We start from the raw sequence: 23,628 nt of genomic DNA on the forward strand, positions 1-23,628 counted from the left end.
CCCCGCCGCACCCCATAAGGCCCCTTTCAAGTGCAAACTCTTTTAGACGTCATTCTGCCGGTCTTTCTGGTCATCGGCTTTGGTTATGTTGCGGTCTGGCGCGGGCTCTTCCCCGTCTCTGGCATCGACGGGGTGATGAAATTTACCCAGAACTTCGCCATCCCCTGCCTGCTGTTCCAAGCCATCGCCCGCATTGACCTATCAAGCAGCTATGACCCGCGCCTTCTGGGCAGTTTCTACGGCGGCGCGGCGCTGTGTTTTGCGCTTGGCATCCTTGGCGCGCGGCTCTTGTTCCGCCGCGATTGGGAAGACAGCGTGGCGATCGGATTTTGCTGCCTGTTCTCGAATTCGATCCTGCTGGGCCTGCCGATCACCGAACGCGCTTATGGGCCTGAGGCGCTGGCCGGGAACTATGCGATCCTGTCGTTCCACGCGCCCTTTTGCTACGGTTTGGGCATCACGGTAATGGAATTCGTGCGCAACCGCGGGCAATCGGGCCTGTCGCTGCTGCGCAATGTCAGCCGGGCGATGTTTCGCAACGCGCTGGTGCTGGCGATCCTCGGCGGCTTTGCCGTTAACCTCAGCGGTCTGCCGATCCCCGGTGTGGTGGATGACGCGCTGTCGCTCATTGTCCGCGCCGCCCTGCCCGCCGCGCTCTTCGCGCTTGGCGGCGTGCTACTGCAATACAAGCCCGAAGGCGACATGAAAGCGATCCTCATGGTCTGCGCCATCGCCCTTTTGGTGCATCCCGCGCTGGTCTGGAGCTTTGGCACCATGCTGTCGCTGCCGCAGGCCGGTTTCCGGTCCGGCGTGCTGACGGCGGCCATGGCACCGGGGTTCAACGCCTATATTTTCGCCAATATGTACGGCCGCGCACGCCGTGTGGCGGCCAGCTCCGTGCTGATCGCGACGGGCAGTTCGATCCTGACGGTATGGCTTTGGCTCACGGTGCTGGGCTAAGCGAGTCACGCGCGAAAAGCCTGCGATATCCTTGATTTACCGGGGTAAAGTGGTGCGGGTGAAGGGACTCGAACCCCCACGCCAAAGGCGCCAGAACCTAAATCTGGTGCGTCTACCAATTCCGCCACACCCGCACTGCACCAACCGGTGCCCGCGCTGATTAGCAAACCCGCGCGGCAGATGCGAGAGCAAAAAAGCACAAGACATTAACCGGATGTTTGCATATGGTTGGTGATACCTGAGGCAGGTACAATAGAAAGAGACGCCCATGAAACCGAATACGGTCGGGTGCGTAGGCGGCAAAGATCGCCATGGGGGGCAGTTTTCCCCATTCGCTGCGCTGGACACCGGTCTTGTGCAGGGCGCCCTTATTTTGACGCTGGATGGTGAAATCCCGGTTGAGTATCTCTCGGTCGGGGATCGTGTCATTACGCGCGACAGTGGCTTTGCAAAAATCCTTCATATTCAACGCACGACCCGCAGTGTGCGGCGCATCGCGCTGGCGGCGGGATCGCTGGGCCATACGCGGCCCGAGCGCGACGTGGCCCTCGCCGGGGATCAGATGGTGCTGGTACGCGATTGGCGCGCGCGGGCGCTTTTCAATTCCGAACGCGCCTTGGTCGCGGCGCGGGCTTTGGTCGACGATGAATTCATCACCGATTTGGGGGAGGAAGAGACGACCCTGATCCAGATATTCTGCGACGGCCCGCATGTGATCTACGCCGATGGGCTGGAGCTTGGCACAGCCGATGCCGCCCGCGCCCGCGGCGCGGTGCTGCACGCGGCCTAAACCCCCAAGTCCCGCAGCACCTGCGGCATCAGATCGGGCAGGTCCTCGGCGATCAGCCCCGGCCCATGCAGCAACGCTGCCTCAGCATGTATCCATGCCGCGGTGGAGGCTGCCTCGACCGGGGCGATCCCCCGCGCGAGCAGCCCGGTGATAAGCCCCGCCAAGACATCGCCCGCCCCAGCGGTGGCCAGCCAAGGGGTTGCCCGGTCTTGGGTCGCGCTGTGGCGCCGCACCTTCCCCTCGGGCGTCGCGATGATCGTCTCCGGGCCTTTCAACAGGATCACGCAACCGAACCGCGCGGCAGCCTCGCGGGTGGCCTGCGCCTTGGCCCCCTCACCCTCAGCCTTCGCTGCCTCGGCCAGATCTGGGGCGAGCCGGGCGAACTCCCCCATATGCGGGGTCAAAACGCAGCCTTCATGCAGAACGTCGCGCAGATCCGCATCTTGCGACAGCAGGGTGATCGCATCGGCGTCCAACACGACATGCGGCGCGGCGAGGGCTGCTTTGACAAGCTCCGCCGCGCGCGCGCCCAACCCCAAGGCTGGCCCGAGGCAGAGCGCGTTGATCCGGCTGTCTTCGAGCGTTTCGGACAAGGCCGCGCCATCTGGTATCCGTTGCAGCATGACCGCCGTGAGCTGCATCGCCGCTTCAAGCTGCGCGGCGGGCGGCACGCCCAAGGTCAAGGCCCCTGCCCCGATCCGCAGCGCGCCGCGCGCCGCCATACGCGCGGCCCCGGTCTGGCCCGGCCCGCCGGATAGGACGAGCGCATGGCCGTGGTCATACTTATGCCCCGGCTCTTTGCGCAGCAAATCGACGTTCAGGCTCTCTCGGGTGATCTCGGAAATACGCATGCAAAGGGATCTAGCAACTGGCGCCCAAAGGTACAGTCCGGAGCCGATTCACCAATGCTCATTTTTTAGGCACGTTGCGCAAATTCTCAGCGACCCTTGGCAAATGCATCCGCCGCGCCATGTTACCCCCTGCCCGGCGCTGGACGTTACGCGGGCGGGATGCTCTGTCGAAACCAGAGCATATATGCGCGGGAATTGTCAGGGGATTACCATGAAAAAGATCGAAGCCATCATCAAGCCGTTCAAACTCGACGAAGTCAAAGAAGCCCTTCAAGACGTGGGCGTTCAAGGTCTGAGTGTGATTGAAGTGAAAGGCTTCGGCCGCCAGAAAGGCCACACCGAGCTCTATCGCGGTGCGGAGTATGTTGTAGATTTCCTTCCCAAAGTGAAGGTCGAAGTGGTATTGGATGACGATCAGGTCGATGCCGCGATCGAGGCCATCGTCGACGCCGCCAAGACGGAGAAAATCGGTGACGGCAAAATCTTCGTTTCCCCTGTTGAACAAACAATTCGCATCCGTACCGGTGAATCCGGTTCAGACGCGCTTTGACAACGGCCCTCGGGCCCAGACTACGAATAGACCATAAAGGACCTACACGATGGATACCCAGGAATTCCTGAGCAAAATCAAAGATGAAGGCATCGAATATGTCGACATCCGCTTTACCGACACCCGCGGCGCCTTGCAGCACGTTACCATCGTGAGCGATCTGGTCGACGAAGACTTCCTCGAAGAAGGCTTCATGTTCGACGGTTCCTCCATCGCAGGTTGGAAAAGCATCGAAGCCTCCGACATGAAGCTGATGCCCGACGTCAGCACCGCCTATGTCGACCCCTTCTATGCCGAAACCACGATCTGCCTGCACTGCTCCATCGTTGAGCCCGACACCGGCGAAAGCTATGAGCGTGACCCCCGTGGCACCGCTGAAAAGGCCGAAGCCTATCTGCGTTCTTCGGGCATTGGCGACAACGCCTACTTTGGCCCCGAGGCCGAGTTCTTCCTCTTTGACAACGTGAAATTCTCGAACGAAGTCAACAAGGTATCCTACGAAGTTGACGCATCCGACGGCTCGTGGAACACCGACACCGACTATGAGATGGGCAACATGGGCCACCGCCCGGGCCTCAAAGGCGGCTACTTCCCGGTGAACCCGGTGGACGAAGCGCAAGACCTGCGCGCCGAGATGCTCTCGACCATGAAGCGCCTTGGCATGAAGGTCGACAAGCACCACCACGAGGTTGCCTCCTGCCAGCACGAGCTGGGTCTGATCTTTGGTGAGCTGACCAAACAGGCGGATGAAATCCAGAAGTACAAATACGTGATCCACAACGTGGCCCACGCCTATGGCAAATCGGCGACCTTCATGCCGAAGCCGGTCTTTGGCGACAACGGCTCGGGCATGCACGTGAACATGTCGATCTGGAAAGACGGCAAGCCGCTGTTTGCGGGCGACAAATACGCCGACCTTAGCCAAGAGGCGCTGTGGTTCATCGGCGGCATTCTGGCCCACGCCAAATCGCTCAACGCCTTCACCAACCCGACGACCAACAGCTACAAGCGTCTGATCCCGGGTTTCGAAGCGCCGGTTCTGCGTGCCTACTCCGCGCGTAACCGTTCGGGCTGCGTGCGTATCCCGTGGACCGAAAGCCCCAAAGCCAAGCGCGTTGAGGCCCGTTTCCCCGATCCGGCGGCGAACCCCTATCTGGCGTTCTCGGCGCTCTTGATGGCTGGCCTTGACGGCATTAAGAACAAGATCGACCCGGGCGAGGCGATGGACAAGAACCTCTATGACCTGCCCGCGGAAGAGCTGGCGGACATCCCGACAGTGGCCGGTTCGCTGCGCGAGGCGCTGGACGAGCTGTCCAACGACATGGACTATCTGCTGGCCGGTGACGTGTTCACCCGCGACCAGATCGAAGGCTATATCGGGTTGAAGATGGAAGAAGTTCTGAAATTCGAACAGACCCCGCACCCCGTTGAATTCGGCATGTACTACAGCTGCTGATGCGACGTTCGTCCCCACGGGACGGCTGGAGAAATTCGAAAGGGCGCGGTCATTCCGCGCCCTTTTGCTTGGCACCCCCCGGAACAGAGCCTGCCTTGCCGCGTTGGCTTGGCAGAGCAGCAAGAAAAGGGGTGCGCATCATGGCCGAGGATTCAACGGCGCTGACGGATGTTGTCGATGAGTTGAAAGACGCCTCCGAGGGGAAAGAGACCGTTGAAGTTGGCCAATTGATCGACGCGCTCGACCAGCGCGGCTATGGCCCCGCCCTCGCCGTGCTGCCGCTGATGGAGTTGACTCCCTTGGGCGGCATTCCCGGTTTTCCCACCGCTCTGGCGCTTTTGGTTGGCATTCTCGCCCTGCGGATGCTGCTGGGGTATGAGCATTTCTGGGCCCCCAACTGGCTGCGCAAGCGCACATTGGATACCGACAAGGTGCTGAAATCCGTCGAATGGCTGCGGCCTGTTTCGCAATGGATCGACGACAAGCTACAGGCCCGGCTGTCGCGCATCGCAGGCCCCACCGGTCAAAAGGTTGCCTGTGTCGTCATCCTTTGCCTGTGCTTTGCCGTTCCCCCGCTTGAGGTGGTTCCCTTCGCCACCTCCGCGCCGATGATCGTGATTTCCATCTTCGGGCTCGCGCTGCTTTATCGCGACGGGCTGCTGATGCTGCTGGGCTTTATCGGCGCCGGGATCGCGGCTTTTGCAGGCGCATCCTATTTTCTGGGCGGCTGACCGCCCTGCGCCCCACCATCGCCATAAAAGAGCCACAGCGCTTAAGCACTCTTTACCAAGACCCGGCTAAGGAAGCGGATAGATGGCGATTTCCACGACGACCTTTAACGAGCGGCTGCACCGCATTGAACAGCGCGCGAAACAGGCGCGCGGCAAGCAGCGCCGCGCCAAGCGCAGCCGCAAAGGGCTGGTCTTTCTGGTAACCATCGGCCTGCTCTTTGGCGGGGCAAGCTTCGCCCAAGACAGCGCGCCGCAGGTCAATCTCTGGGCTGGCACCGCCTTTGAATATATCCGCGCGCTACTGCTCCGCTGAGGGCCAAAGATTTTCCCTTTCGGTCGCCAAGTGAGTTGAACCGTTTCCCATATGGGCTAACCTCTGCTCGGCACACAGACGCAGAGGGTCAATCTCATGTTCAGAACACTTTTCACCACCACCGCGGCCATCTGCACCTTCATGGCCGCGCCGACTTTGGCCGCGCAATGCGGCAATACGGCCAATGGCTTTGAGGCATGGAAAGGCGCTTTCGCCCAAGAGGCCCGCGCCGCAGGCGTCGGCCAGCGCGGCTTGGACGCATTGGCAAGCGCGCGCTACGCCAATGGCACCATCGCCGCCGACCGGAACCAGAAATCCTTCAAATACTCCCTGTCCAAGTTCATGCAGGTGCGCGGCGCGGATACGATCGTGGCCCAAGGCCGCAAACGCAAAGCGCGCAACGCCGGGCTCTATAACGCGCTTGAGCAGCGTTATGGCGTGCCTGCGGGGGTCTTGCTGGCGATCCACGGGATGGAGACGGGCTTTGGCAGTTTCATGGGCAATAGCGCTGTCGTCTCAGCCATCACCACGCTGGCCTATGATTGCCGCCGGTCCGACTTTTTCGTGCCCCATGCCATCGGCGCACTGAAACTGGTCGACCGCGGGGCCATCACCTCCAACACCCAAGGCGCGAAACATGGTGAGTTGGGTCACACGCAATTCCTGCCCGGCAACGCGCTGCGCTATGGCGTTGACGGCAATGGTGACGGTCGGGTCGATTTCTACAATCAGGTCGACGCGTTGGCCTCTACCGCCAATTTCCTGCGCCAGAAAGGCTGGCAGCCGGGGGCGGGCTATCAGGAGGGTCAGCCGAACTTCCGCGTTATTCAGGCGTGGAACGCGGCGGGGGTCTATCAAAAGGCCATCGCCATCATGGCCAGCCGCATCGACGGCTAATAGCCCACTTAAACTATGTTAAGCGGCGGCGCGTCCCAATCGGGGCGCGCCGCTTGCGTTTGTGGGCTCGGCGGGCTTCTGCGCCCGTTTAATTCCTATAGGCCAAAGGGTTCCCAGCATTCTTTTGCCCCCCCCGGGGGAACCCCCCGCGGCGTCAGTCGTTGGACTGTAGATAAGATATTTGCTGCAGACGAATGGAGGGACCCATGCACGGAATTTTCTACCTCATCGGCCTGATCGTGGTCGTTCTCGCGATCCTGAATCTCGTATTTTAAAGGAGGTCACCATGCCCGACAACAACACCACACAGACCCAAAGCGCTGCCGCCAAAGAGCAGGCGACCGCTGCAAAAGACAAAGCTGCCGCCGCCGCGAGCAACGCCGCTGAATCCGCCAAGGCGCAGGCCCGCGACGTGGCCGACACCGTATCCGCCGAAGCGACCAACTATGCCTACCAAGCGCGCGACACCGCCGCTGACGAGGTCAAAGGCGTGGCCTCTGCCCTGCGCACTGCAGCTGATGAGCTGCGCAGCGGCTCCCCGCAGGAGCGCAGCTTTAGCCAGTTGGCCGATGGTCTCGCCGATGTCTCTGACAGCATGCGCGACAAGGATCTGGGCGAAATGATGGGCGATCTGAACGGTTTCGCCAAGCGCAACCCGATGGTCTTCCTCGGTGGCGCTGCCCTTTTGGGCTTCGTGGCAACCCGTTTCGCCAAAGCCTCCAGCGATCGGCCTCAGGGCGGCTACGGCGGCACCGGCGTCGAATATGACGACGATGACCGCATCGACCGTCCGATGACCGGCACGCCGCCCACCGGTGCTGCCAGCACCGTGCCCGGCCGCACCGCCGCTCAGCCGACAACTCAGCCTGCCGCGCCCAATGTCGTTACAGGAGATAAAGTATGACCACCGAAAGCAACAAATCCGCCGGGAGCCTGCTGACCGAAGCCCTCTCCCACGTCAGTTCGCTGATGCGCAAAGAGGTCGATCTGGCCCGTGCCGAAGTGAATGAGAACCTGAAACATGCGGGCGTGGCCATTGGCCTGATCGTCGGCGCCGTGGTTGTGGCCCTGACCGCCCTGAACGTGCTGAGCGCCGCCCTCGTGGCCGCCCTGACCGAAGCTGGCATCGCCGCTGGTTGGTCCGCCGTGATCGTGGGCGTTCTTTTGGCCATCGTCGCCTATGTGATGATCCAGAAAGGCACCAATGATCTGAAGCTCAGCAGCCTTGCACCGAGCCGCACCGCCAAAAACGTCAAGCGTGACGCAGAGACCATGAAGGAGGTCTACGATGACAAATGACTCCAGAAACCCCGAAGAAATTGAACGCGAAATCGAGCGGGAGCGTGCCGGTCTGGCCGATACGCTGGACGATCTGCAAGACCGCTTTTCGGTCGAAGGCATCGCGCGTCAGTTCTCTGACCAGTTCCGCGAGCATGGCGGCGACTGGGGTCGCTCCATCTCTGACGCGGCCAAGCGCAACCCGGTCGCATTGGCGCTGACAGGTGCGGGCCTTGCGTGGATGATGTTCGGCAGCGGCAACAGCCGTGACCGCCGCGGCTACGAAGGTCTGGACCGCGACCGCGCACATCCCGTGCCGGTGCCGGTGACCAATACCGAAAACCGCCCCGCCGTGCGCGATGCGCGTCGTTCCTCTGCCCCCGCAAACGCTTATGCCACCAGCTATGGCTCCGAACGCGGCGCTGCCGATGATGTCCCCGCTTGGGCCCGTGACGTGCATCACGAAGATGATGATGGCCGCGGCTTCGGCGATCGTGCCCGCTCTGCCGCAGGCAGCGTGAAAGGGGCCGCAGGCTCCGCCGCGAGCGGTGTATCCGGTGCCGCAGGCTCTGCCGCTGGTAGCGTCAAGGGCGCTGCAAGCTCGGCTGCCGGGCGTGCCCGCTCCGCCGGTTCCTCGGTCGCCAGCGGCGCCCGCTATGCCCGTGACCGCGCGTCCTATGGCACGCGTTCCGCCGTGGACAGCATCCGCAGCACCGCCAGCGGCGCGGCGCACAGCGTACGCGACAGCGCCAATGCCGCCAATGAGCGTGCCCATGCCCTGCGGGACCGTCTGTCGGAAGGCACTGAAAACATGACCGCCGAAGCGCGTGAGCGCATCGTGATGGCCCGTGCCCGCGCTGTGGATGCGTGGAACGCCAGCGGCCGCTATGCCCGTCAGGGCGGTGAGCGTGCCTCGGACATGTTCGAAGAGCATCCGATGGTGGCCGGTGCGCTGGCCCTCGCAGTGGGTGCCGCAATCGGCGCCGCCCTGCCCCGCAGCCGCACCGAAGACGCCTATATGGGCGAGCACAGCGATGCGCTCTTCAACGAAGCCGAGCGTATCTACGCGGAAGAGCGTGACAAGCTGGGCAAGGTCGCCAAGGCCGCGACGGATGAAGCTGGCAAAGTCTTGAAAGAGACCAAAGACAATGCCGATGCCGCCGCCGACGAAGAGACCGCCGCCGATGCCGCCGTGAAGAAGGCCAAGGAAAGTGGTCAGCGCGTCGCGGATGCCGCGAAAAGCGAAGCCGACAAGCAAAAGCTTGGCGACGTTAAGAGCTAAGCCAAGCCACGCCCGCTCCCGACCTCGGGGGCGGGCATATTTTACGATACGAATTCAACGTCAAAGGACCAGATATGGCGCGCGGACGGAAAGCGGAAACGCCGATGGAGATACCGGCCCCCGGATGGAAAGACATCCTGTTGCGGGTCAAGGATGAGATCGCCGCCGATCATGTGTCGCTTGTCGCCGCTGGTGTCGCCTTTTACGCGCTGCTGGCGATTTTCCCTGCCGTGACCGCTCTGATGGCCCTCGCCGGATTGGTGATGGAGCCCGCTCAGGTCACCGCGCAGCTTGAATCCCTGACCAACCTCATTCCCGAAGAAGCCGCCAATATCATCCTCGGCCAAGCCGTCGCCGTGACCGGATCGGAAGAGACCGGTCTAGGCTGGGCCTTCTTGATCGGTCTGGCCCTCGCGCTTTACTCCGCGTCCAAGGGCGTGGGCAGTCTGATGGAAGGACTGAACGTCGCCTATGACGAGGATGAGACCCGCGGTTTCGTCTCCAAACTGATCTGGACGCTTGGCCTCACCCTCATGTTGATCGGCGTGCTGCTTTTGGGTCTTGCAGCCACGTTGGCCGTGCCTGCTGTAGTCGCCTTTCTCGCTCTGCCCGATTGGGTCGAGACGCTGCTCACCTACGGCAGCTGGGTGCTGCTTGCCGCACTTACCGCGCTCGCATTGGCCGTGCTTTACCGCTACGGCCCCGCCCGCGACGATGCGGAGTGGAAATGGCTCACCCCCGGCTCCGTCATCGCCTGCATCCTGTGGATCGTCGCCTCCATCGGGTTTTCGATCTACGTCAGCAACTTCGGCAGCTACAACGAAAGTTTCGGCAGCATGGCCGGGGCGATCATCCTGCTGATGTGGCTTTGGATCTCGGCCTTCATCGTGCTCTTGGGGGCCGAGTTCAACTCCGAGATGGAGGCCCAGACCCGTAAGGACAGCACCACCGGCCCCGATGAGCCAATGGGCCAACGCGACGCGGTCAAGGCCGATAAGCTGGGCCGCGCGAAGGGCAAATAGGAGAGTTCTCATGGCACCGCGCGCACTTTGGAAAGGTCAGCTACGCCTCTCGCTGGTGTCGATTCCGGTCGAGATATTCTCGGCCACCAAGACCAGTTCCAAGGTCTCCTTCCGGCAAATTCACAAACCCTCGGGCAAGCGGGTCCGCTATGAGAAATCCGTGCCCGGCATCGGCCCGGTCAAGGCCGAGGATATCGTCAAAGGCTATGAGGTCGGCAGCGACGAATATATCCTGCTCGACCCCGATGAGGTGGATGAGATCAAGCTGGAGACGAAAAAGACCTTTGAGTTGGTGCAATTCGTCGATGCCTGCGAAATCTCTCCGCTCTATTTCGACAAACCCTATTACATCACCGCTTCCGACGATCTGGCCCAAGACGCTTACCGCGTGGTGCGCGATGCGCTGCGCCAATCCGGCAAGGTTGGGTTGGGGCAGGTCACCATGCGCGGCAAGGGATATCTGGCCTGCGTCAAACCCTGCGGCGACGGGCTGTTGATGGAGACGCTGCACTACGCTGATGAACTGCGCGAGGCAGATCAAATTTTCACCGATATCGAGGACGACAAGACCGACAAGGAATTGCTCGATGTCGCGACTTCGCTCATCGACAAGAAAACCGCGCCTTTCGACGCCTCAGCCTATACCGACAAATACGCCGAAGCGATGCAAAAGCTGTTGGATGCCAAGGTAAAGAACAAAAAGACCCCGCGCGTGCAGACCGGGGATGACAGCGCCGCCGAAGGCGAGAATGTGATCGACCTGATGGGCGCGCTGAAAGAGAGCCTGAAAGAAGCGGGCGGCGGGAAATCCAGCGCCAAGAAGAAGGCGCCGCGTAAGAAAGCCTCGTGATGGCCAAATCCCCCGACAGGCTGGCCAGTTACAACGCCAAACGCGATTTCGAGGCGACAGCGGAGCCGCGCGGCCAGATCGGCAGCGGCGCGGGGCAAAGCTTTGTCGTTCAGAAACACGACGCCACCCGCCTGCACTATGATTTTCGCCTTGAATGGGAGGGGGTGCTGCTCAGTTGGGCCGTCACCAAGGGCCCCTCCCCCGACCCGTCGGAAAAACGCCTTGCCGTACGGACCGAGGACCATCCGCTCGACTACGGCGGCTTTGAGGGGACGATCCCCAAGGGACAATACGGCGGCGGCACGGTGATGCTTTGGGACCGGGGCACATGGATGCCGCAGGGCGATGTGGCCAAGGGGCTGGAAGACGGCAAGCTCAAGTTCACGCTGCAAGGCCAGCAGATGCAGGGCGGTTGGACGCTGGTGCGGATGCGGGGCCGGGAAAAGCGCGAGAACTGGCTACTGATCAAAGAGCGCGACGACTATGCCCGTGATCTGCCCGATGGGCTGACCAAAGGCACCGCCCGGTCGATCACCACGGGCCGCACCATGGCCGAGATCGCCAAAGACGCCCCCGCCAAAGAGGTCACCGACCCACGCCCCAAGCGCAAAGGCAAGAACCCCGCTTTCGTCAAACCTCAGCTTGCCACCCTTGTTGCCGACGCGCCCGAGGGCGACGGTTGGATGCATGAGACCAAGTTCGACGGCTATCGCTGTCTGGTGTCCCTGGGCAAGAACGGCACGCGGCTTTTCACCCGCTCCGGCAAGGATTGGACCGATAAGTTCGGCGCGCTTGGGGCCGCCTTTGACCCGCTGCCCTGCGACCGGGCGCTCTTGGACGGAGAGGTCATGGCGGCCAAGATCAACGGCTCGGCCTTCTCTTCGCTGCAAAAGGCGCTGAAAGAGGGGCATCCGCTGATCTTTTACGCCTTCGATCTGCTGTCGCTCGACGGTGAGGATTTCCGCGACGCGCCGCAGTTGGACCGCCGCGCGCGTCTGGCGCAGTTGCTATCCGGCGTGCCCGCAGGCGGGCCGCTGCGGCTGAGCGAGCATGTCATCGGCCATGGCCCCGAAGTCTTCGACCGCGCCTGCAAAGCCGGAGCTGAGGGGATCATCTCCAAACGCGTTGACGCGCCCTATACTGGCAGGCGCAGCAAAAGCTGGCTCAAGGTGAAATGCACCCGGCGGCAGGAATTCGTGATCATCGGCTATTCCCCCTCCGACAAAAAGGGCCGCGCCTTTGCCTCGCTCCTGCTGGGCAGCCATGAGGACGGCGAATTGCGCTACAAGGGCCGCGTCGGCACAGGGTTTTCCGAGGCGGTGATGGCCGACCTCGCCCGCGCCATGACCGCCCGCAAGACCTCGCCCGCAGCCGATGTGCCCGCGGAGGTGGCGCGCGATGCCAAATGGGTCCGCGCCGATCTGGTGGCCGAGGTCGATTTTGCTGAGTTTACCGCCGATGGCGTGATCCGGCACGGAAGCTTTCTGGGCCTGCGCGAGGATAAGGACGCGAGCAGCGTGACCTTGGAGGAACCGCAAGAGGAGCCTAAGATGGACAGCGACAGCAAGATCGGCGGCGTGCAGATCAGCAATGCCGACCGCAGGGTTTTTCCCGATGCGGGCTGCACCAAAGGCGATGTGGCACGGCATTACGAACGTGTCGGGGCGCGGATGATCGACCTCATGGGCCACCGTCCGCTGTCGCTATTTCGCTGCCCTTCGGGGATTGACGGGCAATGTTTCTTTCAAAAACATGACAGCGGCGGGATGCCCGACGCGCTGTCACGCGTCTCGATCGAGGAAAGCGATGGCGACGCGGCGGATTACCTCTATGCCACGCGCCCCGAAAGCCTGATCGCGGCGGCGCAGATGGGCAGTCTGGAATATCACATCTGGGGCGCGCGGGTGGATCGGCTGGACCGCCCCGACCGGCTGGTCTTTGACCTCGACCCCGATGAAGGGTTGGACTGGGCCGATGTTCGCGCGGCAGCGTTCGAGCTGCGCGATGCGCTGGCGGCCCTCGGCCTGCAATCGGGGGCCATCGTCACCGGCGGCAAGGGCGTGCATGTCTGGCTGGCCCTGCGCCGCACGCGCGGTTGGGAGACGGTCAAGCTTTTCGCCAAGACCTTTGCCCATGTCATGGCCGCGCAAGACCCCGACCGCTATGTCGCGACCATGTCCAAGGCCAAGCGCAAGGGCCGGATTTTCATCGACTGGCTGCGCAATGAACGCGGTGCTACGGCCATCGCGCCCTACTCCCTTCGCGCGCGCCCCGGTGCACCGGTTGCCGTGCCGGTGACTTGGGAGGAATTAGAGACGCTCGACAGCGCCAATGGCTTCCACATGGGCGATATGGCCGCGCGGCTGGATCAACCCTGCCCGGCGCTGGCGGTGCAGGAGAATCTGCAATCGCTGACTGATGGGGTGATCGATAAGTTGCAGGAATGGTCTGAACGGTGAGGCAAGATTGGCCGCGAGGGTGCGCGGCCAATTTCGTTTTACTGCCCGAGCGCTTGGCCCAGATCAGCGCCAAGGTCTTCGACATCCTCGATCCCGACCGACAGGCGCAACAGCCCCTCGGGGATCCCGGTATGCGGCTCGATCGTGTGGCGATGCTCGACAAGGCTTTCCACCCCGCCGAGCGAGGTCGCGCGGTGGAACAGTTGCAACCGCCCCGCCGCTTTCAACGCCGCCTCGGCCCCGCCTTTGACGACAAAGGACAACAGCCCGCCATAGCCCCCGTGCATCTGCTGCGCGGCCAGCGCATGGCCGGGGTGGTCCGGCAGGCCGGGGTACATCACCTGTTCCACCTGCGGATGATCCGACAGGAACTCGGCCAAGGCCATGGCATTGCGTGACATTTCGCGCATCCTGAGCGGCAGGGTCCGCATCCCACGCGCCAGCAACCATGCCTCCATCGGGCCGATCACCGCGCCCGCCTCATTGCGGTCGTCGCGGATCATCTGCCAGCGCGGCGTCTCGGCGTCTTTGGTGGCGAGCGATCCGGCCAGAACATCGGAGTGGCCGTTGATCCCCTTGGTCGCCGAATGCATCACGATATCCGCGCCATGCTCCAATGGGTGGCTCAGCACCGGCGAGGCTGCGGTGCTGTCGACCACCAGCGTCGCGCCCACCTCATGCGCGGCGGCAGCGGCCCCGGCGATATCGGTGATCCGCAGCCACGGGTTCGACGGCGTCTCGATCAGGCAGAGGTCAGGCTTTTCGGCGCGGCACAGGGCGGCAAAGGCATCAAGGTCGCTCGCCTCCACCTCATGCAGCGCGATCTGCCGCCGGGCGCAGAAATCGCGGATCCATTTCGTCGTGCCCCAGTAAATCTGGCTCTGCACCACCACGCTCGCCCCATTGGGCACGGTGCGAAAGACCGCCGCGATGGCCGCCATGCCGGAGGGGAAGATCAGCGTCTCGTCGGCCCGTTCCAGCGCGTTCAGCAGACGCTCCGCCACGCGGGTATTTTCGTTATGCGAGCGCAGATAAACGTTGTCGGGATTGACCAGATCGTAATTCTCGTCCCGCAGATAGGTGGTGGCGAATTGCACCGGCGGCACCACACCGCCCGAGGCGGGATCGACGGCGCCCGCGGCTTGGGCCGCGATGGTGGCAGGGTGCAGGTTCGGTTTGGGGGGCTGGGCCAAGATATGTCTCCGACAGGGGTTTTTGCACAAGTCGTATACAAAGCAACAACCGGGGGCAAATGCGATCACGCGCAGTGCTTTCGCGTCACGCTTGGGTGAGCGCACGGCCCCGGCCCTTGATCCGCCCGCTAGAGATGTCACCTTTAGGCCAAGCAGATTGGAGAGCCTCATGGCCATCGAACGCATCACCTTTCCCGGCCCGGGCGGCACGGAACTCTCCGCACGGTTGGACATGCCGGAGGGGCCGCATTTAGCGACCGCGCTTTTCGCGCATTGTTTCACCTGCGGCAAAGACATCCCCGCCGCGCGGCGCATCGCGGGCCGTTTGGCGGCGATGGGGATTGCGGTGCTGCGCTTTGACTTCACAGGGCTGGGGCATTCAGAGGGCGATTTCGAAGAGACGTCGTTCTCGTCCAACGTCGATGATCTGCTCGCCGCTTGCCGCTATCTGTCGGGCCGTGACATGGCCCCCGCGCTTTTGATCGGCCATTCACTAGGCGGCGCGGCAGTGCTTAAAGCCGCCGCACAACTGCCCCATGTCAGCGCTGTCGCCACGCTCGGCGCGCCTTTCGATCCGGCCCATGTGACCCATAACTTTGCCGAGAGCCTGCCCGAGATTTCGGAAAATGGCAGTGCCGAGGTCAATCTCGGAGGGCGGCCCTTTACCATCAGTCAGGGGTTCATCGACGATCTGCAGGGGGCCACGCTCGCCCCCGATATCGCTGGGCTAAAGGCCGCCCTGCTGGTGATGCATGCGCCGCGCGACGAGATCGTCAGCATCGACAACGCCGGACAGATTTTCATGGCCGCGAAACACCCCAAAAGCTTTGTGACCCTCGACGATGCCGACCACCTGATCACCCGCCCGCGCGACGCGGAATATGCGGCAGAGATCATCGCCACATGGGCGGATCGCTACATGTCGTTGAAATCCCCCGCCCCGCCCCCCGGCGCGCCGGAAGGAATTGTGCGCGTGACCGAAGCGGATGCCGATGGGTTCTTGCAAGACGTGAACGCGGGCCCGCATCACCACGCGCTGGCGGATGAGCCGCGGGCCTATGGCGGCACCAACCGCGGCATGTCGCCCTATGGGTTTTTGTCCGCCGGATTGGGGGCTTGCACCTCGATGACCATCCGCATGTATGCCCGGCGCAAGGGCTGGCCGCTCGACGGCGTGAGCGTGGATGTCTGCCACGACAAGGTGCACGCGCAGGACGCATGCACAGGCGCGGCAGAGAAGATCGACACTTGGCGGCGGCGTATCCGGCTGGAGGGGGATTTGACCGAGGAGCAGCGCCAGCGGCTCTTGGAGATTGCGGACAAGTGTCCGGTGCATCGCACGTTGGAGCGGAGTTCGACGGTGGTGACCGAACTGCTTTAGCTACAACAGGTTTACCATCCCGGCCCGGAATCAAGCCGCAGGCGCCGGGCCATCGTCTGCCCGCCCGTCACGCCAAAGGCGTGCCGATATACACTGGCGCACCTTTGGTGCGACCGGGTAGGCGATTTGGTGAGGCTGGGCGTAACCTCGCGAGCGCACATCATGGTTGAGCCATAAAGTGGCACCGACTTACGTATGATCGCCGACCCGCGGGCAGGCGATGGCCCTCGTCACCCTCCCCCCTCAGACTTGTCCTTAACCCCAAGTCAGTCTATGCCGCCCCTGACCCATCCCCTGTCCTAAAAAGGTGCGCGCATGATCCCCCGCTACTCCCGTCCCGATATGGTTGCCGTCTGGTCGCCGGAAACGAAATTCCGCATCTGGTTCGAGATCGAGGCCCATGCCTGCGACGCCATGGCCGATCTGGGCACCATCCCGCGCGAAAACGCCGACGCCGTGTGGAAAGCCAAGGACGTCGAATTCGACGTGGCCCGCATCGACGAGATCGAAGCCGTGACCAAACATGACGTCATCGCCTTCCTTACGCATCTGGCCGAACATGTCGGCAGCGACGAGGCGCGTTTCGTGCATCAGGGGATGACCTCCTCCGACGTGCTCGACACCTGTTTCAACGTGCAACTGACCCGTGCCGCCGACCTGCTGCTCGACGGTATGGACAAGCTGCTCGCCGCGCTGAAGAAACGCGCGCTTGAGCATAAAGACACCGTGCGCGTGGGCCGCAGCCACGGCATCCACGCAGAACCCACCACCATGGGACTCACCTTTGCCCGTTTCTATGCCGAGATGGACCGCAACCGCGCCCGCCTCGTCGCCGCGCGTGACGAGATTGCCACCGGCGCGATCTCGGGCGCTGTCGGCACTTTCGCCAATATCGACCCCCGCGTCGAAGAGCATGTCTGTGAGAAATTGGGCCTCAACCCCGAGCCGATCTCGACCCAAGTCATCCCGCGCGACCGTCATGCAATGTTCTTTGCCACGCTCGGCGTCATCGCCAGCAGCATCGAAAACGTCGCGATCGAGATTCGCCACATGCAGCGGACCGAGGTGCTGGAAGGGGCGGAATTCTTCTCCATGGGGCAAAAAGGCTCCTCGGCCATGCCGCATAAGAAGAACCCGGTGCTGACCGAGAACCTGACCGGTCTGGCGCGTCTCGTGCGCATGTCGGTGATCCCGGCGATGGAAAACGTGGCGCTTTGGCACGAGCGCGACATCTCGCATTCCTCCGTCGAGCGTGGCATTGGCCCCGATGCCACCGTGACGCTGGACTTCGCCCTGCACCGTCTGGCGGGCGTCGTCGACAAAATGCTGATCTTCCCCGACAACATGCTGGAGAACATGAACAAATTCCCCGGCCTTGTGATGAGCCAGCGGGTGCTTCTGGCCCTGACCCAAGCGGGGGTGAGCCGTGAGGATGCCTATTCCATGGTGCAGCGCAACGCGCTGAAGGTCTGGGAAGAACGGCTCGATTTCCGCGAATTGCTGCTGGCCGATGAAGAGGTCGTCGCCGCCCTCGGCGAAGACGGCATCAATGAGAAGTTCGACATGGGCTACCACACCAAACATGTCGACACGATCTTCAAGCGCGTCTTCGGCGCGTAACACGCGGATCGTAACGCTTTGAGATTGGCGCGGGTGGGTGTACCCTATCCGCGCCTGTCAAAGGAGCAAACGACATGAAACTCGCACTGACACTCGGCGCCCTCATGGCGCTCACGGCCCCCTCCCTCGCCCTCGCCTCGGGCTGCGTCCATGACAAACAGGTCATGACCTGCGCGGAGGGTATGAAACTCGACATCAGCAGCGGCACCTGCGTGCCGGACGCCACTGCCTAAGCTTTCCATCGGCGGCGAAGTACAATGCACCCTGCCCGGGCCTCTGACGGCTGACCCCGGCCTATGCCGCCCGGCATGGCTTGTTGCGCGCGTCGGCGCAGGCTATGTCAGGAAAAGTTTAACAGCCTGTCAGAGCCCATGTCGGACCCAGCCACCAAAGCCAAAAAGCCCTATCCCTTCGGTCGCCGGGCCCGGCATTACCTAAGCAACTTGCTGATCGTCGGCATCATCCGCACGGCTTTGGCCCTGCCCTATAAGACGCGGGTCGGCTTTGTCGGCCGATTGGTGCAGCACGTTCTGGCCCCCCTCGCGGGCTACCGCCGCCGTGCGCTGGACAATTTGGAACATGTCTGGCCCGAGATGCCGCTTGCCCGGCGTGAGGAGATTGCCACGCGCTGCCTCAACAATCTCGGGCGGTCTTTCATCGAAAATTACTCCGCCGAGGACTTTCCCAAACGCATGGCCGAGATCGCCCCACAGGGGCCGGGCATGGCGGCGCTGGAAGAGGCCAACCGCACGGGCCAGCCGGTTATCCTCGTGACCGGGCATTACGGCAATTACGAAGCGGCGCGGGCCTCCCTCGTGGCGCGGGGCTATGATATCGGCGGGCTCTACCGCAAGATGAAGAACCCCTATTTCAACGCGCATTACGTCAAGACGCTCGAAGCCTTCGGCGGGCCGGTGTTCCCCCAAGGTCGGCGCGGCACGGCGGGGTTCGTGCGGCATCTGAAACAGGGCGGTCGGCTGGTGCTGCTGTTCGACCAACATGTCATCCGCGCGCCGATCCTTGATTTCATCGGAAAGCCTGCCCGCACCGCCATCTCGGCGGCGGAACTGGCGCTGCGCTATGATGCGCTGCTGATCCCCTTTTATGGCATTCGTCAGGACGATGGCGTCAGCTTTGACGTGGTGCTCGAAGCGCCGGTGCCGCATAGCGATCCGATGACCATGACGCAGGCGCTCAACGACAGTCTGACCGCGCAGGTCACCAAGACGCCGGAGCAGTGGTTCTGGGTGCACCGCCGCTGGCGGCCCCACGAAACCTAAGGGCGCGCCTTACTTGGCTCGCGCGGCGGCAAGGATCGCCCCTGGGCCGCCCTGCTCTTTGCGCTGAACGATGACCACGACGGGCAGATCGCCCTCAGCATCGGCACGCAGTGACAGCGGCGCGGCCCCGTCCCACTCCGTCAAGACCTGCCAGCCCTGCACCACATTGCTGTGCTCCATGACATGGCCCGCGTTTTCACCCCGGGTGACCTTGGTCCGCTCCATCGGGGAATAGCGCAGCATGTGGATCTGCATCGGCCCCACGCCTTTGGCTAAAGGATCTGCCGTGATCTCAACCGCTCCACCTGACCGCGCGACCGTCAAGGCCACCTGCGGCGCGGCCTCTGCATGACGTTCGACCGCGTCCATCAGCTTCATCGGTTTCGCGCCGACGATATCGGTCTGCCCCTGCACGATCAGCTCGGGCGTATAAACGCTGCGCCGCCCGCCGACAGCGGCATAGCCGCGCTGACGCTCGGCATGGGCCGGATCGCCAAAGGGATCCTCCCAGCCGATGTAATCCCAGTAATCCACATGCAGCGCGAGCGCGATGATATCTTCCCGCTCGGCCAATTCGGCGAGCATCGCATCGGCATCGGGGCAAGAGGAACAGCCCTGAGAGGTAAAGAGTTCGACCACCACAGGCTGCTCCTGCTGAGCCTGCAATGGCGCGGCCAGCAGCGAAAATGCGGCAAGGACGGGAAAAATCAGGGGCTTCATAAAATTCCAGACGGATCAATATCTCGGTGATGGGTTTGGTCTAACGGCTGGAAGGGTAAAATACCAATCAACCTTTGTTGAAACGGCCGTTAGCGCCCACAGCCGTATCCCGAGCATGATGCCCCCTTTAAAGTCGGTACACAATGGTATACAAAATCGCGCGAAACCGCCCGATAACAGTTGAACCGCCGCGCCCGTAGTGGCATTGAGACGGCAATCTAGCCACCCATCAGACCCCGAAGGGAGCCCGCCATGACAATCCAAGTCGGTCACGACAGTGCCAAGACACGGAAAACCCTCTCCGTTGGCAGCCAGAACGTCGCCTATTACTCCATCCCCGCCGCCGAAGCGGCTGGTCTGGGCGATTTCTCCAAACTGCCAGCGGCGTTGAAAGTCGTTCTGGAAAACATGCTGCGTTTTGAAGACGGCAAGACCGTCACCCAGGACGACATCAAGGCTTTTGCCGAATGGGCGACCAAGGGCGGCAAGAACCCGCGTGAGATCGCCTACCGCCCGGCCCGCGTGCTGATGCAGGACTTCACCGGCGTGCCGGCAGTGGTCGACCTTGCCGCGATGCGCGACGGTCTGGTGGCGCTTGGTGGCGACGCCGACAAGATTAACCCGCTCAACCCCGTCGACCTCGTCATCGACCACTCCGTCATGATCGACGAGTTCGGCAACCCGCGCGCCTTCCAGATGAACGTGGACCGCGAATATGAGCGCAACATCGAGCGCTATACCTTCCTCAAGTGGGGTCAGAAGGCGTTCAACAACTTCCGCGTTGTGCCCCCCGGCACCGGCATCTGCCACCAGGTGAACCTTGAGTACCTCAGCCAGACCGTCTGGACCGACAAGGACCAAAACGGCGAGGAAGTGGCCTATCCCGATACGCTCGTCGGCACCGACAGCCACACCACCATGGTCAACGGCGCTGCCGTTCTGGGCTGGGGCGTTGGCGGGATCGAGGCCGAAGCCGCGATGCTGGGTCAGCCGATCTCCATGCTGATCCCCGAGGTCGTGGGCTTCGAGCTGACGGGCCGCATGATGGAAGGCACCACCGGCACCGACCTCGTGCTGAAAGTGGTTGAGATGCTGCGCGAAAAAGGCGTGGTCGGCAAGTTCGTGGAATTCTACGGTGACGGCCTTGACCACTTGCCGCTGGCGGACCGTGCGACCATCGCCAACATGGCGCCCGAATACGGTGCCACCTGTGGCTTCTTCCCGATTGACGACGAAACGCTGCGCTATCTGACCAACACCGGCCGCGACAAGGATCGCGTGGCGCTGGTCAAAGCCTATGCGCAGGAAAACGGCATGTGGCGCGATGCGGATTACGCGCCGGTCTACACCGACACGCTGAGCCTCGACATGGGCACCATCGTGCCCGCGATCTCGGGCCCCAAGCGCCCGCAGGATTACATCGCACTCGACAAGGCGCACACCGCTTTCGCCGAATACGTCAAAGGCATCCGCGAAGGCAAAGACACCTCCGCGAACTCCGAAATCCGTTGGGAAGGCGAAGGCGGCCAGCCCGAGCCGCAGGAAATCCCGGGTGACGAGGGTCACCACAACCGCGGCTATGTGATGACTGACGACGGCCATTACCAGCTGCACGACGGCTCCATCGTGATCGCCTCGATCACCTCCTGCACCAACACGTCGAACCCCTATGTGATGATCGGCGCGGGCCTCGTGGCACGCAAAGCGCGTGAACTGGGTCTGACCCGCAAGCCTTGGGTCAAGACATCGCTGGCACCGGGCTCTCAGGTCGTGTCGCATTACCTTGAGGCCGCGGGCCTGCAAGACGATCTCGATGCCATCGGCTTCAACCTCGTGGGCTATGGCTGCACCACCTGCATCGGCAACTCCGGCCCGCTGGAAGCGCCGATCAGCAAGGCGATCAACGACTATGACCTGATCGGCACCTCGGTGCTTTCGGGCAACCGCAACTTCGAGGGCCGCATCAGCCCCGACGTGCGTGCCAACTACCTCGCCTCCCCGCCCCTCGTGGTGGCCTATGCGCTGGTCGGTGACATGAACCACGACCTGACCAACAGCCCGCTGGGTCAGGATAAGAACGGCAATGACGTCTACCTGAAAGACATCTGGCCCTCGACGCAGGAAGTCGCCGAACTGGTCGAACAGACCGTGACGCGCGAAGCCTTCCAAGAGAAATACGCCGATGTCTTCAAAGGCGACGAGAAGTGGCAGGCGGTCGAGACCACCGACAGCAAGACCTACGATTGGCCGCCGCAGTCGACCTATGTTCAGAACCCGCCCTACTTCCAAGGCATGTCGCCCGAGCCGGGCACGATCTCGAACATCGAGGGCGCGAAAGTGCTGGCGGTGCTGGGTGACATGATCACCACCGACCACATCTCGCCGGCTGGTTCCTTCAAGGAAACCACGCCCGCGGGTCAGTACCTGATCGAACGTCAGGTGCCGGTGCGGGAGTTCAACTCCTACGGTTCGCGTCGTGGTAACCACGAGGTCATGATGCGCGGCACCTTCGCCAACATCCGCATCAAGAACGAGATGCTGGACGGCGTCGAGGGCGGCTACACCAAGGGCCCCGATGGCGAGCAGACCTCGATCTTCGATGCCGCCATGGCGCATCAGGAGAACGGCACTCCGCTGGTGATCTTCGGTGGTGAACAGTACGGCGCGGGCTCCTCGCGTGACTGGGCCGCGAAGGGCACCGCTCTGCTGGGCGTGAAAGCCGTGATCGCCGAGAGCTTTGAGCGTATCCACCGCTCCAACCTCGTTGGCATGGGCGTCATCCCGTTTGAGTTCACCGGCGGCGACACCCGCAAATCGCTGGGTCTGACCGGTGAGGAAAGCGTCTCGATCAAAGGGCTCGACACCATCAAGCCGCTTCAGGAAGTGCCCTGCGAGATCACCATGGCGGACGGCAGCACCAAAGAGATTACTCTGAAGTGCCGCATCGATACCGCGATTGAGATCGAGTACATCGAACACGGCGGCGTGCTGCACTACGTGCTGCGCAACTTGGCGAAATCGGCCTAAGCGCCAATCGCAACCGCGAAACAAGTCAAGGAGCGGCCCCATCGGGTCGCTCCTTTTCATTTGCCGCGCGCCGCTGCGCGGGAACCTGCCCGCCCATCATGGGTTGCCTTCATAAGACGATCGCGTTCGAGGAAGGCACAGCAATGTTAGCAGGTTACGCACTAGGCGCTTTGGGCGCGGTGATCCTTGTTATCGTGCTGCTGGATTTTCTCTATACCGCGATTGGCGCGGCCCCTGTGGCGCCCCTGTCGGAACGAGTGGCGCGGGCAGCGTTCTTTCTCTTCACCAAACTCATGCCCAAGGGAAACCCCCGGCACCGGCTTTCCGGCCCGGTGGTGATGACGGCCATCGCGGTAACTTGGATCGTGCTCGTCTCCTTTGGCTGGACCTTGGTGTTTCAGATGAGCCGTGAGGCGGTGGTGATGTCGGACAACGCAGAGCCTGCGGGTTTTGTGCGCGACTCCGCCTTTGTCGGCCATCTGCTTTCGACCCTCGGCGGCGGGCCGCTGCAAACGCAAAGCCCCTTCTGGATGGTGATGTCGGTGCTTGTCGGGGTCAATGGGATGGTGATCCTCACCCTCTCGGTCAGCTTCGTGCTGTCGACCACCACCACCGTCGCGCAAGCGCGGGGGCTTTTGAGCAAGGCGTCGATGTTCGCGGCGGACAGCGATGAGATGAACACGATCATTATGCCCGCCCTCGCCGATCTGGTGTCGAACCTCAATGCGATGCAATTCGCGCTTTACTACAGCGCCGAACATCCCGCCCGCCGGGTGCCCGCAGGAATGGTGGAACTGGCCGAGCGGGTCGCCCCCTACCCCGAACAGATGCGCCGCCTGCGCATCGCGCTTGAGCCGCTGCCCGGGTTCACCGCGCCCGAGGGCCGCTTGGACCAGCTGACCAATGCCCAGTTTATCGACCGCCTGCGCGAATGGGCGCGGCCCTATTCGCTCTGACCCCGGGGAACA

Annotated in this window: 22 protein-coding genes and 1 tRNA gene; 19 read left to right on the top strand and 4 right to left on the bottom strand. The window is 62.7% G+C overall.

What is annotated here, in order from left to right; genetic code table 11:
- The first annotated feature begins 30 nt into the window (after window positions 1-30).
- On the top strand, window positions 31-960 hold the full coding sequence (locus ACGYKA_RS03840) for an AEC family transporter (RefSeq protein WP_067266328.1): 930 nt from the start codon (window positions 31-33) through the stop codon (window positions 958-960).
- Window positions 961-1,010: 50 nt separating this feature from the next.
- Here ACGYKA_RS03840 and ACGYKA_RS03845 read toward each other — a convergent pair.
- Window positions 1,011-1,094, bottom strand: a tRNA-Leu gene (locus ACGYKA_RS03845).
- 134 nt (window positions 1,095-1,228) lie between these two features.
- Between ACGYKA_RS03845 and ACGYKA_RS03850 the strand changes: the two genes are divergently transcribed.
- Window positions 1,229-1,750 (top strand): Hint domain-containing protein, encoded by a 522-nt coding sequence (locus ACGYKA_RS03850; protein WP_067266333.1) that lies wholly within the window; start codon window positions 1,229-1,231, stop codon window positions 1,748-1,750.
- On the opposite strand, the gene ACGYKA_RS03855 is transcribed toward ACGYKA_RS03850, so the two are convergent.
- On the bottom strand, window positions 1,747-2,601 hold the full coding sequence (locus tag ACGYKA_RS03855; protein WP_394413294.1) for an NAD(P)H-hydrate dehydratase: 855 nt from the start codon (window positions 2,599-2,601) through the stop codon (window positions 1,747-1,749). The genes ACGYKA_RS03850 and ACGYKA_RS03855 overlap by 4 nt on opposite strands.
- 211 nt (window positions 2,602-2,812) lie before the next feature.
- On the opposite strand from ACGYKA_RS03855, the gene ACGYKA_RS03860 reads away from it, so the two are divergent.
- From ACGYKA_RS03860 to ligD, 11 genes are all read left to right on the top strand, one after another.
- Window positions 2,813-3,151, top strand: a complete 339-nt coding sequence (locus ACGYKA_RS03860) for a P-II family nitrogen regulator (RefSeq protein ID WP_067266338.1) — start codon at window positions 2,813-2,815, stop codon at window positions 3,149-3,151.
- Between the two features lie 49 nt (window positions 3,152-3,200).
- Window positions 3,201-4,607: a type I glutamate--ammonia ligase gene (glnA, locus tag ACGYKA_RS03865; RefSeq protein ID WP_168613076.1), complete on the top strand. Its 1,407-nt coding sequence runs from the start codon at window positions 3,201-3,203 to the stop codon at window positions 4,605-4,607.
- Window positions 4,608-4,747: 140 nt separating this feature from the next.
- The gene (locus tag ACGYKA_RS03870) at window positions 4,748-5,338 is read left to right on the top strand and encodes an exopolysaccharide biosynthesis protein (RefSeq protein ID WP_394413297.1); all 591 of its coding nucleotides are present in this window, start codon (window positions 4,748-4,750) and stop codon (window positions 5,336-5,338) included.
- An 82-nt stretch (window positions 5,339-5,420) separates the two neighbouring features.
- Entirely contained in the window at window positions 5,421-5,651 is a 231-nt protein-coding gene (locus tag ACGYKA_RS03875; RefSeq protein WP_394413299.1) for a hypothetical protein, read from the top strand.
- Window positions 5,652-5,747: 96 nt separating this feature from the next.
- Window positions 5,748-6,548, top strand: coding sequence for a lytic transglycosylase domain-containing protein (locus ACGYKA_RS03880; protein ID WP_394413302.1), 801 nt, complete (start codon window positions 5,748-5,750; stop codon window positions 6,546-6,548).
- A 286-nt stretch (window positions 6,549-6,834) separates the two neighbouring features.
- Window positions 6,835-7,452, top strand: coding sequence for a hypothetical protein (locus tag ACGYKA_RS03885; protein ID WP_168613080.1), 618 nt, complete (start codon window positions 6,835-6,837; stop codon window positions 7,450-7,452).
- A complete protein-coding gene (locus ACGYKA_RS03890) occupies window positions 7,449-7,847 on the top strand; it encodes a phage holin family protein (protein ID WP_067266354.1) in 399 nt (132 codons plus the stop codon). Before ACGYKA_RS03885 ends, ACGYKA_RS03890 begins: the two co-directional genes overlap by 4 nt.
- Window positions 7,837-9,108 (top strand): DUF3618 domain-containing protein, encoded by a 1,272-nt coding sequence (locus ACGYKA_RS03895; protein WP_394413305.1) that lies wholly within the window; start codon window positions 7,837-7,839, stop codon window positions 9,106-9,108. Before ACGYKA_RS03890 ends, ACGYKA_RS03895 begins: the two co-directional genes overlap by 11 nt.
- Before the next feature lie 74 nt (window positions 9,109-9,182).
- A complete protein-coding gene (locus ACGYKA_RS03900; RefSeq protein ID WP_394413308.1) occupies window positions 9,183-10,130 on the top strand; it encodes a YihY/virulence factor BrkB family protein in 948 nt (315 codons plus the stop codon).
- A 10-nt stretch (window positions 10,131-10,140) separates the two neighbouring features.
- Entirely contained in the window at window positions 10,141-10,980 is an 840-nt protein-coding gene (locus ACGYKA_RS03905; protein ID WP_394413311.1) for a Ku protein, read from the top strand.
- On the top strand, window positions 10,980-13,439 hold the full coding sequence (gene ligD / locus ACGYKA_RS03910) for a DNA ligase D (protein WP_394413313.1): 2,460 nt from the start codon (window positions 10,980-10,982) through the stop codon (window positions 13,437-13,439). The genes ACGYKA_RS03905 and ligD overlap by 1 nt, the downstream gene beginning before the upstream one ends.
- A 38-nt stretch (window positions 13,440-13,477) precedes the next feature.
- On the opposite strand, the gene ACGYKA_RS03915 is transcribed toward ligD, so the two are convergent.
- Entirely contained in the window at window positions 13,478-14,632 is a 1,155-nt protein-coding gene (locus ACGYKA_RS03915) for a trans-sulfuration enzyme family protein (RefSeq protein WP_394413315.1), read from the bottom strand.
- Between the two features lie 169 nt (window positions 14,633-14,801).
- Here ACGYKA_RS03915 and ACGYKA_RS03920 point away from each other — a divergent pair, with 169 nt between their 5' ends.
- The 4 genes from ACGYKA_RS03920 to ACGYKA_RS03935 all read left to right on the top strand — a co-directional run bounded on the left by ACGYKA_RS03920 (window position 14,802) and on the right by ACGYKA_RS03935 (window position 18,913).
- Complete coding sequence (locus tag ACGYKA_RS03920; RefSeq protein ID WP_394413318.1) at window positions 14,802-16,013, top strand: alpha/beta fold hydrolase; 1,212 nt, start codon at window positions 14,802-14,804, stop codon at window positions 16,011-16,013.
- A 315-nt stretch (window positions 16,014-16,328) separates the two neighbouring features.
- Window positions 16,329-17,633: an adenylosuccinate lyase gene (gene purB, locus ACGYKA_RS03925; protein WP_394408853.1), complete on the top strand. Its 1,305-nt coding sequence runs from the start codon at window positions 16,329-16,331 to the stop codon at window positions 17,631-17,633.
- A gap of 74 nt (window positions 17,634-17,707) precedes the next feature.
- Entirely contained in the window at window positions 17,708-17,866 is a 159-nt protein-coding gene (locus tag ACGYKA_RS03930; RefSeq protein ID WP_162931827.1) for a hypothetical protein, read from the top strand.
- Between the two features lie 138 nt (window positions 17,867-18,004).
- Entirely contained in the window at window positions 18,005-18,913 is a 909-nt protein-coding gene (locus ACGYKA_RS03935) for a lysophospholipid acyltransferase family protein (RefSeq protein WP_394413321.1), read from the top strand.
- Window positions 18,914-18,922: 9 nt separating this feature from the next.
- On the opposite strand, the gene ACGYKA_RS03940 is transcribed toward ACGYKA_RS03935, so the two are convergent.
- Window positions 18,923-19,633 carry a DUF1223 domain-containing protein gene (locus tag ACGYKA_RS03940; protein WP_394413324.1) on the bottom strand — a complete coding sequence of 237 codons (711 nt, stop codon included), beginning with the start codon at window positions 19,631-19,633 and terminating at the stop codon, window positions 18,923-18,925.
- Window positions 19,634-19,885: 252 nt separating this feature from the next.
- On the opposite strand from ACGYKA_RS03940, the gene acnA reads away from it, so the two are divergent.
- Both acnA and ACGYKA_RS03950 read left to right on the top strand, forming a co-directional pair.
- Window positions 19,886-22,660, top strand: a complete 2,775-nt coding sequence (gene acnA, locus ACGYKA_RS03945; protein WP_394413327.1) for an aconitate hydratase AcnA — start codon at window positions 19,886-19,888, stop codon at window positions 22,658-22,660.
- Window positions 22,661-22,803: 143 nt separating this feature from the next.
- Entirely contained in the window at window positions 22,804-23,616 is an 813-nt protein-coding gene (locus tag ACGYKA_RS03950) for a hypothetical protein (protein WP_394413330.1), read from the top strand.
- The last annotated feature ends 12 nt before the right edge of the window (window positions 23,617-23,628 follow it).

This window comes from Sulfitobacter sp. 1A15106 (assembly GCF_043556995.1).
Lineage (GTDB): Bacteria > Pseudomonadota > Alphaproteobacteria > Rhodobacterales > Rhodobacteraceae > Sulfitobacter > Sulfitobacter faviae.

Coding starts and splice junctions, on each gene's coding strand:
- ACGYKA_RS03850 (WP_067266333.1), top strand. CDS start 1,229: ATGAAACCGAATACGGTCGGGTGCGTAGGCGGCAAAGATCGCCATGGG.
- ACGYKA_RS03855 (WP_394413294.1), bottom strand. CDS start 2,601: ATGCGTATTTCCGAGATCACCCGAGAGAGCCTGAACGTCGATTTGCTG.
- ACGYKA_RS03860 (WP_067266338.1), top strand. CDS start 2,813: ATGAAAAAGATCGAAGCCATCATCAAGCCGTTCAAACTCGACGAAGTC.
- glnA (WP_168613076.1), top strand. CDS start 3,201: ATGGATACCCAGGAATTCCTGAGCAAAATCAAAGATGAAGGCATCGAA.
- ACGYKA_RS03870 (WP_394413297.1), top strand. CDS start 4,748: ATGGCCGAGGATTCAACGGCGCTGACGGATGTTGTCGATGAGTTGAAA.
- ACGYKA_RS03875 (WP_394413299.1), top strand. CDS start 5,421: ATGGCGATTTCCACGACGACCTTTAACGAGCGGCTGCACCGCATTGAA.
- ACGYKA_RS03880 (WP_394413302.1), top strand. CDS start 5,748: ATGTTCAGAACACTTTTCACCACCACCGCGGCCATCTGCACCTTCATG.
- ACGYKA_RS03885 (WP_168613080.1), top strand. CDS start 6,835: ATGCCCGACAACAACACCACACAGACCCAAAGCGCTGCCGCCAAAGAG.
- ACGYKA_RS03890 (WP_067266354.1), top strand. CDS start 7,449: ATGACCACCGAAAGCAACAAATCCGCCGGGAGCCTGCTGACCGAAGCC.
- ACGYKA_RS03895 (WP_394413305.1), top strand. CDS start 7,837: ATGACAAATGACTCCAGAAACCCCGAAGAAATTGAACGCGAAATCGAG.
- ACGYKA_RS03900 (WP_394413308.1), top strand. CDS start 9,183: ATGGCGCGCGGACGGAAAGCGGAAACGCCGATGGAGATACCGGCCCCC.
- ACGYKA_RS03905 (WP_394413311.1), top strand. CDS start 10,141: ATGGCACCGCGCGCACTTTGGAAAGGTCAGCTACGCCTCTCGCTGGTG.
- ligD (WP_394413313.1), top strand. CDS start 10,980: ATGGCCAAATCCCCCGACAGGCTGGCCAGTTACAACGCCAAACGCGAT.
- ACGYKA_RS03920 (WP_394413318.1), top strand. CDS start 14,802: ATGGCCATCGAACGCATCACCTTTCCCGGCCCGGGCGGCACGGAACTC.
- purB (WP_394408853.1), top strand. CDS start 16,329: ATGATCCCCCGCTACTCCCGTCCCGATATGGTTGCCGTCTGGTCGCCG.
- ACGYKA_RS03930 (WP_162931827.1), top strand. CDS start 17,708: ATGAAACTCGCACTGACACTCGGCGCCCTCATGGCGCTCACGGCCCCC.
- ACGYKA_RS03935 (WP_394413321.1), top strand. CDS start 18,005: ATGTCGGACCCAGCCACCAAAGCCAAAAAGCCCTATCCCTTCGGTCGC.
- ACGYKA_RS03940 (WP_394413324.1), bottom strand. CDS start 19,633: ATGAAGCCCCTGATTTTTCCCGTCCTTGCCGCATTTTCGCTGCTGGCC.
- acnA (WP_394413327.1), top strand. CDS start 19,886: ATGACAATCCAAGTCGGTCACGACAGTGCCAAGACACGGAAAACCCTC.
- ACGYKA_RS03950 (WP_394413330.1), top strand. CDS start 22,804: ATGTTAGCAGGTTACGCACTAGGCGCTTTGGGCGCGGTGATCCTTGTT.